Source organism: Acinetobacter sp. AS167 (genome assembly GCF_037152175.1).
Taxonomy (GTDB): domain Bacteria; phylum Pseudomonadota; class Gammaproteobacteria; order Pseudomonadales; family Moraxellaceae; genus Acinetobacter.
Window position 1 is genome coordinate 139,350 of sequence record NZ_JBBCMP010000003.1, and the last position, 12,477, is coordinate 151,826.

At 37.3% G+C, this 12,477-nt stretch carries 11 protein-coding genes; 3 read left to right on the forward strand and 8 right to left on the reverse strand.

All coding sequences use genetic code 11. The features are described 5' to 3' along the window. Positions 1–619 precede the first annotated feature (619 nt). From ddlA to WFN33_RS07085, 4 genes are all read right to left on the reverse strand, one after another. Positions 620–1,717 (reverse strand): D-alanine--D-alanine ligase, encoded by a 1,098-nt coding sequence (gene ddlA, locus WFN33_RS07070; RefSeq protein ID WP_336952264.1) that lies wholly within the window; start codon positions 1,715–1,717, stop codon positions 620–622. Positions 1,718–1,774: 57 nt separating this feature from the next. Beyond that, a complete protein-coding gene (locus WFN33_RS07075; protein WP_004818679.1) occupies positions 1,775–2,146 on the reverse strand; it encodes a hypothetical protein in 372 nt (123 codons plus the stop codon). Between the two features lie 77 nt (positions 2,147–2,223). Beyond that, positions 2,224–3,039 (reverse strand): DMP19 family protein, encoded by an 816-nt coding sequence (locus WFN33_RS07080; protein WP_336952265.1) that lies wholly within the window; start codon positions 3,037–3,039, stop codon positions 2,224–2,226. A gap of 152 nt (positions 3,040–3,191) precedes the next feature. Further along, positions 3,192–4,601, reverse strand: coding sequence for an FAD-binding oxidoreductase (locus WFN33_RS07085; RefSeq protein WP_336952266.1), 1,410 nt, complete (start codon positions 4,599–4,601; stop codon positions 3,192–3,194). Positions 4,602–4,974: 373 nt separating this feature from the next. On the opposite strand from WFN33_RS07085, the gene serA reads away from it, so the two are divergent. Together serA and WFN33_RS07095 are read left to right on the forward strand one after the other, a co-directional pair. Next, a complete protein-coding gene (serA, locus tag WFN33_RS07090) occupies positions 4,975–6,207 on the forward strand; it encodes a phosphoglycerate dehydrogenase (protein ID WP_336952267.1) in 1,233 nt (410 codons plus the stop codon). A gap of 281 nt (positions 6,208–6,488) precedes the next feature. After that, entirely contained in the window at positions 6,489–7,361 is an 873-nt protein-coding gene (locus WFN33_RS07095) for an EamA family transporter (RefSeq protein ID WP_336952268.1), read from the forward strand. A gap of 41 nt (positions 7,362–7,402) precedes the next feature. Here WFN33_RS07095 and WFN33_RS07100 read toward each other — a convergent pair whose 3' ends face one another. Continuing rightward, positions 7,403–8,122 (reverse strand): metallophosphoesterase, encoded by a 720-nt coding sequence (locus tag WFN33_RS07100; protein ID WP_336952269.1) that lies wholly within the window; start codon positions 8,120–8,122, stop codon positions 7,403–7,405. Between the two features lie 14 nt (positions 8,123–8,136). After that, the gene (locus WFN33_RS07105) at positions 8,137–9,573 is read right to left on the reverse strand and encodes a tetratricopeptide repeat protein (RefSeq protein WP_336952270.1); all 1,437 of its coding nucleotides are present in this window, start codon (positions 9,571–9,573) and stop codon (positions 8,137–8,139) included. A gap of 169 nt (positions 9,574–9,742) precedes the next feature. Between WFN33_RS07105 and WFN33_RS07110 the strand changes: the two genes are divergently transcribed. Beyond that, complete coding sequence (locus tag WFN33_RS07110; RefSeq protein ID WP_336952271.1) at positions 9,743–10,612, forward strand: EamA family transporter; 870 nt, start codon at positions 9,743–9,745, stop codon at positions 10,610–10,612. 390 nt (positions 10,613–11,002) lie between these two features. Here WFN33_RS07110 and WFN33_RS07115 read toward each other — a convergent pair whose 3' ends face one another. Next, a complete protein-coding gene (locus WFN33_RS07115; protein ID WP_336952273.1) occupies positions 11,003–11,464 on the reverse strand; it encodes a hemerythrin domain-containing protein in 462 nt (153 codons plus the stop codon). Positions 11,465–11,616: 152 nt separating this feature from the next. After that, on the reverse strand, positions 11,617–12,384 hold the full coding sequence (locus tag WFN33_RS07120) for a sulfite exporter TauE/SafE family protein (RefSeq protein WP_336952274.1): 768 nt from the start codon (positions 12,382–12,384) through the stop codon (positions 11,617–11,619). Positions 12,385–12,477: the final 93 nt, after the last annotated feature.

Here is a 12,477-nt window from a genome sequence, read left to right on the forward strand (position 1 = left end):
AATTTGCTTTATGTTGGATATATAGCCAAGCCTCCTAATTATTCATACAAGTGATTTACATCAAGCCATTGATCATAAATAAAGCTTATTTTTTGTATGAACTTTTAGAAACTGTTGGTTATCAATTCATTTTTTGTACTTTTAAACCCTAGATGATTGTCCTACCGTGGGGCGACATGGATGTCGCCGTTGGGCGGGGGTAACTGGACGTACCCCTCGCCCAACATGAGCAAAAACAAAGCAGGGCTTTGTTTGCAGCGCAAGGTTTGGTATCACCTACGAAAAGTGAGGCATCGCCTATGCAATGGTATTTAAACTTTGAATATAGGGTATGGCATTGCAAGCTTTTTTATAATCAAACAATTGATTTTTACATGTGATTGATTTAATTAAAAATATCAATCAAGAGAAGTTATATTCTTGTGTATGAGTTTTTTGACAGATTGACTATCATTCAACTTCTTGTATCAGTCAAAAATGCGAAGGATCAAAACCATTACCTACAATTAAAATATTCATTTATTGTGATTTGCCAAATAAAAAACGTACCAAATCTGATACGTTTTTATCCAGCATTTCTATCTATTTTCAATAAGAAATATAAAATAGCCAAAGATAATTATCCTTTAGCTACAAATTTTGAATTTCTTAATACATTTTCATGACGCTCTAATGCTAATTCTATGAGTTGAGTAATTAATTCAGAATAAGTGATTCCACTTACCTCCCAAAGCTTTGGATACATACTGTTATTAGTAAAGCCAGGTAAAGTATTTACTTCATTTAGTAAAACATCGCCATGCTCAGTCAAGAAAAAATCGACACGTGCAAGTCCCAAACAACCTAAAACTTTAAAAGCTTTAATCGAAATCTCACGAATCTTATTACTTTCCTCTTCTGAAATTGAAGCAGGAATCACCACTTCAGAAGATTGATTATCTATATATTTTGCTTCATAAGAATAAAAGCTAGACTTTACAACCACTTCACCACAAACACTGGCTTTTGGATTGTAATTACCCAAAACACCGCATTCAATTTCACGACCTTTAATAAACTTTTCAATCAATACTTTGCTGTCATATTGAAATGCGTTTTCTAAAGCAACAATAAACTCTTGTTCGTTTTCAACTTTACTGACACCCACTGAAGAACCTTGATTCGCAGGTTTCACAAAGACTGGAAGTCCTAAAGTATTTTGAACCTCATGGAAACTCACTGCGTCTAGCTGGTAAGCATGAACAGTTAAAAATGGTGCAACCGCAATCCCAGATCCTTGTAACAAACGCTTGGTGACATCTTTATCCATACAAATTGCAGAACTTAAAACATCTGAACCAACAAAAGGTAGATCTAAAATTTTAAGCATGCCTTGTAATGCACCATCCTCGCCTAAAGTCCCATGAATGATAGGAAAAATAACATCTATGGGTGGTAATCCTTGCGCATTTTCAATTTCAAAGATTTGAGATTGTTTTGACTGCAAATAATCTTCATGTTCACGAGGGGCGAGAGAAATTAATTTAGGATCGTGGCCATATTCTAAATAATGAGTAACATCCAAAATACGCCAAGCACCATCTTGGTCTATTCCAATCAAACTAAGATCAAACTTTTGCAGATCTATTGCATCCACGATATTTTGTGCTGATTGTAGTGACACACGATGTTCTGATGATTTTCCACCAAAAATTATTCCAACTCTAGTTTTTGCCATTTTTGTTTGTACCCTGATTTTAATCTTCCAAATCTTTAAATCCCGATAAATAATTGATCAAGGACATTTTGCCTTCTGGAAGGTCTTAGTGTTCTTACCACGATAACACTGATATTCCTTCTGCATATCTATACGTTTCCACTGACCATCAATATTTTTAAAGCTATATACGCTACGAATAGAACGTACTGAATCATCCATCAAACCCGTTTCAGTCAACTTCACTTCTGCAACAGTAGGTGATTCCACACTATTAAAATATTGGCGCAACTCAACAGTCGCGAGATCCTTACGTAAATCAGGACGTTCATTTAAAACCTGACTTAATGGGGTCTCTGAACCACCCACTTTATTCATTAAATTTTGTGTTGTTGCACAGCCAGATAAAGTCACTAAACAAAATACTGAAATTAAACTCAAACGATTCATTCTGATCACCCTAAAACTAAAAGCATAGCCTAATGATGCTATGCTTTTTAAACGTACACTATTTAAAAACTGTGTCTTTATGACTCAGCTGCAATATGGCTAACATCGAGCACTATGATTTGTTGATCATTTTCATCAAACATCAAGGCTTGATTACCTAGATCCAGCATATAAAAATGCCCTACATTGGTTAGAAAATGCCAAGCAACAATCTCTTGCCCATTATACTCATGTGATGGATCACCAATGGTAATACGATCTAGTTCCTGACCTGCTTGCTGGCATAAGGCTTGAATAATTTTAAAATAACGGGGGCTGTTTTCAGCTGCCTGCTGTTTACGTTGTTCTAAATTTAGAATTTTGGCTGTAACTTGCTCGATAATCGCCAAGATTTGATCTTCATCGACAACCTGTAGCTTTGGATGCTGTTTTAACCATCGACTATTGATTTCAATCAAATCTTCACTATCGTTCAATGCATAAAATTGGTCATCAAAAGCATTGAGAATATCTCGCTGCTCATTTTCTCCAAAGTATTCACCCTCTAAGAACTGTTCTAATTGCTCATCCGTAAACTGATCAATTAAATCCGCACTTTGCTCAAAGAGAGCCGAATGCCCAGTCGCATTCATGGCTTTTAATCCTTCACGAACATGTTTCACCATGAACGCATCCCAACCTGTGTTATAAACAAATTGTGAAAAACCGCCATTATTCACTTGAGCAAGATAGTAATCGACAAAATAACTATATAAAGCCTCTGCGGATACTTCATCATATTCAACATAATGTTCAAATAAGCCATTTAAGGTATCAATATTGGACATAATCACATCATAGTGATCATCACTATCTAAACTTTGTTTAGAAATTAAAATCTTATCAATGAGCATAGTTTTCAGTTTCTTATCAATATTTAAGCGCAATCAACATAACAAATTTTCGGCAACAAATGGCAACAAGCATGTAACTTTATTTTATCTTTTGTTTGGCAATAAAAAAGCGCTTCTCTCGAAGCGCTTGTACAAGCGAGCTATTTAAATCATTACAGATCAAATAACTTACCTGGGTTCATGATGCCATTTGGATCAAACACTTTCTTCAAGGCTTTCATATATTCAATTTCTTCAGCAGTCCGCGTGTAATCCAGATAAGGCTTTTTGGTCATGCCTACGCCATGCTCTGCAGAAATTGAACCGTCATATTTCTTCACAGTTTCAAATACATACTTATTTACTACCTGACATTTGGCAAAGAATTCATCTTTAGATAAATTCACAGGTTTTAGAATATTTAAGTGCAGATTTCCATCCCCAATATGGCCGAACCAGCAGATTTCGAAATCAGGATAATTTTCAGCGACAATCGTATCAATTTCCTTAATAAAAGCAGGAACATGTGTAATCAATACTGAAATATCATTTTTATATGGGGTAAATGGTGCAATCGTTTCAGAAATATCTTCACGTAAACGCCATAAGCTTTGAACTTGTTCAAGATTTTGGCTCATCACCCCATCAAGCACCCAACCTTGTTCCATACAATGCTCGAAAATTTCCATCGCAGCATCCATAATCGGCTCATATGGTGCTTCGAATTCAAGTAAAACGTAGAATGGACATTCTGTTTCAAATGGACGTTGCACATGACCACGATCCAAAACTTTTTTCATCGCAAGTTCACCAAAGAACTCAAAAGCAGTTAAATCAATTTTGCTTTGGAATGCGTGCAATACTGGCATGATTGCATCAAAATCAGGAACTCCCAATACCATCACTTGTAGATCATGTGGTTGACGTTCAAGTTTAATTTCAGCTTCGGTCACTAAACCTAAAGTCCCTTCACTACCAATAAATAAATGTTGCATTGCATAACCTGTAGCATTTTTAATCATGCCTTTGTTTAAACGCAATACATCACCTTTACCCGTCACCACAGTCAGACCAAGTATCCAATTACGAGTCATGCCATATTTGATGACTTTAATCCCGCCGGCATTGGTTCCAATGTTACCACCCAATTGTGATGAGCCCGCAGAAGCGAAATCAACGGGATAATACATCCCTTGTTCTTCTGCATAGTTCTGCAACTGTTCCGTCACCACACCCGCCTGAATACGCACCATACGATCAGCTGGATAAAATTCTAAAATTTGGTTCATTTTGTCGAAACTCACGACAATTTCACCATTGGCAGCAACAGCACCTGCCGATAAACCTGTACGTCCACCCGATGGAGTAATCGCAACATTAAATTGATTAGCCAATTGAACAATAGCTTGCACTTGTTCTGTGCTCGATGGAAAAACGATGACCGATGGCTGAGGATCAAAATGCTTAGTATGGTCTTTGCCCCAATTTTCTAAGCTGTCAGCATCGGTTTTAATCCGGTTTTCACCGACGATTTGCGTCAATTGGGTCAATAATTCAGGTGCTATCGTTACTGGAGCATTCATCGTTTTGCGGACCTAGCAAGAAGTAAATAAGTGGTTGTCGTACTATAACATTCGAGATTTTAAATCAGTCTGTGAAAATTTTTCAGCATTTTTTTACAGCTGAAATCGTCAATTTTACTGATTTTAGCAGTATTTTACCTAGATGACTGCTGAGGATAAAGCACAGATTTGATTCACATTATCCACACTTTGTGTATAAAGTGGCTGCAAGCACTATAAAAATCAATGCATTAGCATTTCATTTAATTTTTGAATAATGCTTATCAGAAATCGTAGATAAAATATCCACTGTCCTGTCACAATCAAAATATCTATAGAACAAGGTCTATGGTATCATATTGCGACTAAATTTGGCCTTTGTAGCGGAGCCGTAATGAGCCAACATCTTTCACTACCTAAAGATAAAATTCGTTTCTTGTTGTTAGAAGGCGTTCATCAAAACGCAATCGACACGTTAAATGCTGCCGGATATACCAATATCGATTCCCGTAAAACTGCGCTTGAGGGTGAAGCGTTGCAAGAAGCGGTTAAAGATGCACACTTCATTGGTATTCGTTCCCGTACACAATTAACTGAAGAAGTCTTTGCAGCTGCGAATAAATTGATCGCAGTGGGTTGTTTCTGTATTGGAACAAACCAAGTGAATTTAAATGCAGCCATGATTCGTGGTATTCCTGTATTTAACGCACCATACTCAAACACTCGTTCAGTTGCTGAATTGGTTCTTGCAGAATCTATTCTTTTACTTCGTGGTGTGCCTGCTAAATCTGCTTCAACTCACCGTGGTGGTTGGAACAAGTCTGCTGTAGGTTCATTTGAAACGCGTGGTAAAACTTTAGGTATCGTGGGTTATGGCTCTATTGGCTCTCAACTTTCAGTTTTAGCTGAAAGCATGGGTATGCACGTCATTTATTATGATGCAGTGACTAAGCTTCCTATGGGTAATGCACGTCAAGTCGGTTCTTTAGATGAACTCCTTGCAAATGCAGATGTTGTTACACTGCATGTACCCGATGTTCCTTCAACACGTAACTTCTTTGCAAAAGCTCAATTTGCGAAAATGAAAGAAGGTTCAATCTTCATCAATGCTGCACGTGGTACATGTGTAGTTATTGAAGATTTAGCAGATGCAATTAAATCTGGCCATATTGCTGGTGCGGCTGTTGATGTGTTCCCGAAAGAGCCTAAAGCCAATGGTGAAGAGTTTGTTTCTCCACTTCGTGGTCTAGACAATGTGATTTTAACACCTCACGTTGGTGGTTCAACCATGGAAGCGCAAGCTAACATCGGTCTAGAAGTTGCTGAAAAATTTGTTGCTTATTCAGATAAAGGTATGACTTTATCTGCAGTAAACTTCCCTGAAATCGCACTTCCATTAACTGAAGGTAAACACCGTTTACTGCACATTCATAAAAACGTGCCAGGCGTGTTATCTAAAATTAACAACCTGTTTGCTGAACACGGCATCAACATTTCTGGTCAGTCATTAATGACTAAAGGTGATGTGGGTTACTTGGTGATGGATGTAGACGCAACTGCATCTCAAGAAGCGCTTGATACACTTCAGGAAGTTGAAGGCACAATCCGCGTTCGCGTATTGTTCTAAGACGACGAAAGCTAGAAAACCACAGGTATTTGCCTGTGGTTTTTTTATTGGGCTTATAAATCTGGTTGAGGTCGTTCTCTTTCAAATGACTTCTTTCGTTAGTTAAATGATTTGATCAATAAACTATTTAGCATCTTCTCTCCCTCTACTCTACAAAGACAGTGTACTATCTAGAACTCAATAGGCTTTCAAATTACATTACTTTTTCATATAAATTGTTTTAAATAAGAAGTCTATTGCAGATATTTTCCGCCAAGTCCTGAGTCTAAATTCTAGAAAGAATGCCAAATTTTAAAAATGCACCACACCTTCAAGCTATAGTTTTATTGTTCATTGCCATGATCAGTATGCAAAGTAGTGGTGCATTAGCAAAAACATTATTTGATCAATTTCCAGTAATAACCATTTCCGCTATGCGTTTATTACTCGGCTCATTGATTTTAGCCGTGATTTTTAAAATTTGGCAGGTCAATTTTAAACAGGTGAAATGGTCATCCATCATCAGTTATGGTATTGCCCTTGCAGGAATGAATGCTTTATTTTACTTATCGATTCATCGTATTCCGCTCGGAATCGCCGTAGCGTTTGAATTTATTGGCCCGCTCAGTGTGGCTCTATTTCATGCACGGCAAAAATTCGATTTTATTTGGGTCGGACTTGCGATACTTGGACTAGTTTTACTGTTTCCATTTGATCAGGCAAAGCAAACTCTCGATCCTATTGGCATTGCCTTTGCCTTAGCTGCTGGCGCTTGCTGGGCGCTGTATATTATTGCAGGTCAACGACCTTCAGGAGTTTCTGGAAACCATACCGTATGCTTGGGGATGTTTGTAGGTATGTTGTGTTTAATGCCAATTGCCTTATTTTCAGGGATGCCTTTAAAAGTTTTTGAACCTTCAAATTTAATTTATTTTATTGCGTTGGCGATCTTAGCAAGTGCATTGCCGTTTTCATTGGAAATGATTGCATTAAGAAATTTATCTGCTTTAAGCTTTGGCACGTTAATGAGCCTAGAACCTGCAATTGCAGCATTTTCAGGATTTATTTTCTTAAATGAACAATTATTATGGACACAATGGTTAGCCTTAGCCACTATCATTAGTGCATCGATTGGTTGCACCGTAACCGCACAAAAAGCACGGGATATAGAATAAACCATGCCGAAAATTGAAATAAATGATGGATGAGTGTTAACTCATGATTTGAGCACAAAGACTTGGTTTTCTATTGGCACATTTTGATCTATTTCAACAAGCGTTAATTCACTTCCAAAACAAGCACCTGTATCTAAAAAATAGCAATTATGCTTCTTGGTGACAAAATCAACTACTGTATGCCCTAGAAAAACCTGTTCCACACCAACAACAGTTGAATAACGCATAAAGCGTTTATTTTTAATTCGCCCTCTGCCCCATAAAGCCAACTCTCTACTTTTAGACCGTGTTGCAACTTTAAATGCATCCCAATCATTTACATCAATATCCGCATGCACAAAACCATATTTCTTATTTTGATAAATGACTTCTAACAGTATGGGTAAAGTGTTTAATTGATCTATGACTTGTTGTTGCTGTTCTGAACTTAATGCATAAAACCATTTTCCACCATGATGCGTATGCATATCTTTCATCATTGGATCGATCTGCGACAGTAAGCACATTTCTTCATGATTACCTAAAATGGCTTTAAACCAAGGCTCAGTAATCAGTTGCAGACATTGCAAACTGTCAGGACCTCGATCAACAAGATCCCCCACAGCAATCAATAGATCTTTTTGAAAATCAAATTGAATTCGTTCAAGCTGTTGCATCAACATATCATAACAACCATGTAGGTCTCCCACCACAAACAAGCGCCCTGTGTGATGGGTATAGGTTTCAACATGAGATAGGTTGTGTTGCGATAACTCAGACATAGATTGATCTTTGATTAAAACTCAATTGAAGCTGCTTCAATATGCTGGTTTTTTTTGGCTAAATCCAAATATTTGCTGGCAGTTTTTTTATCTTTACGCACCCCGATCCCATCTTTATAAATTTTAAATAATTCAAAATAAGAGTCGATATCGCCATGATCAGCCGCTTGTTTAAACAAATCTGCACTTTGGCTTAGATCCACCTCGACACACTTGCCTTCCTGATACATTTGCGCCAGCAGAAAGAATGCACGTGGAACTTTTAGTTCTTTGGCTTTATTTAACCAAAGTAGTGCACCATCCGCATTGTTTTGACGTTGTTCAAAAATCGCCATACACAGCATAGCCTGCACATGCCCTTTCTCTGCAGCTGAATTTAATAATGGGAGATGATGTTCATGTTCTAACGGTAATAACATCGACAATTCAAACTGTGCGTCTGGATGGTTTTGCATTGCAGCACGTTCTAACCAAGAAATACCTTGATCAAGATTTTTCTCAGTTCCCATCCCATAACGTAAACACTGCGCTAAAGAGTATTGAGCTGGAACATTGCCTGAAACCGCAGCATGTAATAATAAATCAAAAGCCAGCGTTGCATATTCTTTTTGCTTTTGCTCAGTTTTGGCATTTTCCGAGTTTTTTAACAGCGTCACGGCGGCTAAATAGGCGGATTCAATATGTCCATTTTTTGCCGCTTTAAGTAAATGTTCTTGTACAACTGTGGCATCCACTTTAGCACTTTGCTGTTCGATAAGTGCACAAACATAGCAACCAAATGGATCATTGTTTTCTTGTGCGAAATTGGCATATTTAAAAGCGACATCAGGGTTGTTTTGTTTTAAATAACTAAATGCCAATAAAGCACAGGCAAAATAATCTTTTTCTGCAATTTTCAATAATTCATTTTGAACTTTGATTGGATCAAAGCCTGAAAATTCGACCAAAAACTTCAAACTATTTTGATGCTGATTTTTTAAATAATTATCTAAAAGTAGTTGATAAGCTAACTGTAAATCTTGTGACAATTGCTGTTGGGCATAAACAAAAATCGCTTCTGGGTGATTCAGTTGAACCGCCCGTTGTAAATGAATTAATGCTTGTGCTTTTGTCAGATGATCGGTGGCATTATTCAACCCTAGATAAGCAAGTTCTAAATGGGCAAGTGCATGATTAAGCTTTGCTGCATGTTGAAAAAAAAGAATGGCAGACTGAACACTTTGATTCAGATAACGGCCTAAAACATGCCACTGCCCTAACAAGGTACTTGCAGGTGCAAAATTCTGATTGGATGCATTGACCAACAAATCAACACGTGCTTGGGCATCTTGCTCATTTTGAGCAACCCCTTGTTGTTCTAGTTTAAGTACGTCGATATACCAAGCTTCTGCTTGTGAATGTTCTGTTCCATTTAAGTCTAAATTTTCAGTTTTATTCGTATTTCCTGACATCTTTTATTCCTAACACATGTGCCATTGCAAGTATAATCATCCCCATCTTACAGATGAGTTAGCTGAATCTCAAAGGGAAATGTTGAATCAACATTCATCTATTCTCGAAATACTTAAATAAAACCTAGAAAGTGTTAAAATCTGCGCAATATTTTTCTTCACCTTAGATATGCCAAACTCTCAACTCACTGCTGTGCTTTTCATGGTCTTATCTATGGTGGCTTATCAGATCAGTGCCTCATTTGCAAAACAGTTATTTGAGGTTTTAGATCCGATTACTGTGGTTACCTTAAGATTATGTTTTGCTTCTATTTTAATTATTTTAATGTTCCGTTCTTGGAAAATTATAAAACGTTTACCTTATCTCAGATGGAATGAACTGCTCTACTATAGTGGTTCAGTCTGTTTGATGAATGTGCTGTTCTATGCCTCTTTAGGGAAATTACCTCAAGGCATTGCAGTTGGTTTAGAGTTTTTAGGTCCATTAACTTTGGCACTACTTTCGATTAAGCGAAAAGGTGACTATATTTGGGTGTTTCTTGCCATCATCGGTATTACACTGATGGTGCCTTGGCAAGATGCGACACAACATAATTTTTCCTATCTTGGTGCTGCTTTTGCTTTGGGTGCGGGCATATGCTGGGCGAGTTATATCTATTTCGGGCAAAAAGTTGTAAGACAAAATATTGGTATGCATGCGCTTAGTATTGCAATCGTCTTGTCTGCCTTGGTTATGCTGCCAATCAGTGCCGTTCACAACCCAGATGCCTTACTACAAACACAGTACTGGGGCAAAGCCTTGCTGATTGCACTTTTAGCAACCGCCATTCCTTATGCCTTAGATCTGCTTGCTTTAAAACAATTAAGCAAAATGAGCTATGGTACTTTATCGAGTCTATCTCCAGCTCTTGCCGCAATTTCAGGTATGGTATTACTGAATGAACATATTACTGCTTGGCAAACCGTTGCTTTAGTCTGCATTATGATTGCATCGGTAGGAGTAACATTTAGAGCGGCGAAAAGCTCAAATGCTCATTAAAACATTATCAATGCTAACACACTGCCAGTAATACATAATCCCAACCATATTTACGCGGTTTTTAGGAAGAAAAGAAGATCAGCGTAAATAAATGATATAGCCAACCTGTCAATAAACTCAGACACAAGAGCATAATTCTTATTACTTAATATTCCAAATTAAATCAATGATATGTAGAAATAAATTATTTAATTATAAAAATTTGGAATGCCACACTTTTCGTAGGGGATACCAAATCTTGCGCTGCAAACAAAGCCCTGCTTTGTTTTTGCTCATGTTGGGCGAGAGATACATCCTGTATCCCCGTCCCACGGCAACATCCATGTCGCTCCACGGTAGGATAATCATCTATGATTTAAACGTACAAAAATGAATTGATAACCAACAGGTTTAGCCCACCAAGCGGATAAGGTCTTTTGCTTTATACTTTTTATATTCGGATAAATACTTCTTCGCTAAGATTAATTTTTGATTTTCATCTAAAATTTTTACGGCTTTTTGAAAAAAAGAATGTTCTTCTTGTTGAATATGATGCGCGATGATTTCAGATAATCGTTTCGCTAAAACCAACCAACGTGAGTGGCTAAAATCAGTTTGTTCTAGCGACTGTAATATTTCATCCATCTCATGATGTTCAGCAAGTGCCAAACGGGTAATATTTAAACCTGAATCCGTCATCATTAACGGCATATAAAAATAGCGATCTTTCGCAACCGCATGGGCAAATAGTTCATTTTTTAATAAATTAAAAATTTTCCTTCGTTCAGGGCTATCGCCTGAGGTATGCGCTAACTGTTCTGACAAATCCTTCTGAATGATATGGCTTTCTCTCAAAGCCTCAAATATATTCATCTAAATCCCTCTTTTTATGATATTTGCCTTCCATTGCTTCGGTTTGTAATTTTCGATCAAGAAACCAACAATATTAGAAGACTAATCAAAAAAAATCCTGACAAAATTTAAGCTTTTTTGTATCAAAAAAATTAACGAGAGCATCTGCGAAATTACGCAATAAACATTTGATAGGCCAAGCGACAAATCAAAATGCTGACCAAAATCAAAAATAAAATTCGAATAAAACCACTGCCATATTTCAGCGCCATTTTCACACCAACCAATGAACCACATACATTGGCAACAGCCATCAGTAGACCCAATTGAAATAACACATGTCCAGTGGGAATAAAGAAACTCAGTGCGGCAAAGTTAGTCATGAAATTACCAATTTTTGAAAGCGCCGACGCATGTAAAAAGTCAACTTTCAGATAACGAATAAAATAGAAGATGAAAAAACTACCTGTGCCCGGTCCAAATATCCCATCATAAAAGCCAATTAATAAGCCACCCACACCCGCGATTAATAACATTTTATGGGTGATTTCTTGTTGAAAATGGACTTGTCCAAATTGCTTTTTAAAAAATGTATAGATTGCGATCACAATCAGCATAAACAATACAAATGGTCGCAAAATTTCTTGGGGGATAAGTGAGACACAAGCAGCGCCAGCAAATGAGCTAATAAATGCCGTGATTCCAATCACCGCCAACAGTTTCCACTGAATTTTGACTTGTTTTAAATATGAAAAAGCAGCCGATACTGTTCCACAAATCGAAGCCAGTTTATTGGTTCCAAAAACTGTAGCAGTAGGATAATGCGGTAAAGCCCCCATTAATGCAGGAATTTGAATCAGCCCTCCACCTCCAACGGCAGCATCAATTGCCCCTGCACAAAAGGCAAAGAACACCAAACTGAGGATGATATCAAATTCCATAACATTCACTTATCTTTTAAAGGCGTCTATTAACGCTGGGAGACTTAACCGTACTTTGGCTTAATCAGGCTTAAATTTAAACTGAGTAATTTT

Bases quoted from the DNA above. Each gene is read 5' to 3' on its own strand.
- ddlA (WP_336952264.1), bottom strand. From the start codon at position 1,717: ATGGCAAAAACTAGAGTTGGAATAATTTTTGGTGGAAAATCATCAGAA.
- WFN33_RS07075 (WP_004818679.1), bottom strand. From the start codon at position 2,146: ATGAATCGTTTGAGTTTAATTTCAGTATTTTGTTTAGTGACTTTATCT.
- WFN33_RS07080 (WP_336952265.1), bottom strand. From the start codon at position 3,039: ATGCTCATTGATAAGATTTTAATTTCTAAACAAAGTTTAGATAGTGAT.
- WFN33_RS07085 (WP_336952266.1), bottom strand. From the start codon at position 4,601: ATGAATGCTCCAGTAACGATAGCACCTGAATTATTGACCCAATTGACG.
- serA (WP_336952267.1), top strand. From the start codon at position 4,975: ATGAGCCAACATCTTTCACTACCTAAAGATAAAATTCGTTTCTTGTTG.
- WFN33_RS07095 (WP_336952268.1), top strand. From the start codon at position 6,489: ATGCCAAATTTTAAAAATGCACCACACCTTCAAGCTATAGTTTTATTG.
- WFN33_RS07100 (WP_336952269.1), bottom strand. From the start codon at position 8,122: ATGTCTGAGTTATCGCAACACAACCTATCTCATGTTGAAACCTATACC.
- WFN33_RS07105 (WP_336952270.1), bottom strand. From the start codon at position 9,573: ATGTCAGGAAATACGAATAAAACTGAAAATTTAGACTTAAATGGAACA.
- WFN33_RS07110 (WP_336952271.1), top strand. From the start codon at position 9,743: ATGCCAAACTCTCAACTCACTGCTGTGCTTTTCATGGTCTTATCTATG.
- WFN33_RS07115 (WP_336952273.1), bottom strand. From the start codon at position 11,464: ATGAATATATTTGAGGCTTTGAGAGAAAGCCATATCATTCAGAAGGAT.
- WFN33_RS07120 (WP_336952274.1), bottom strand. From the start codon at position 12,384: ATGGAATTTGATATCATCCTCAGTTTGGTGTTCTTTGCCTTTTGTGCA.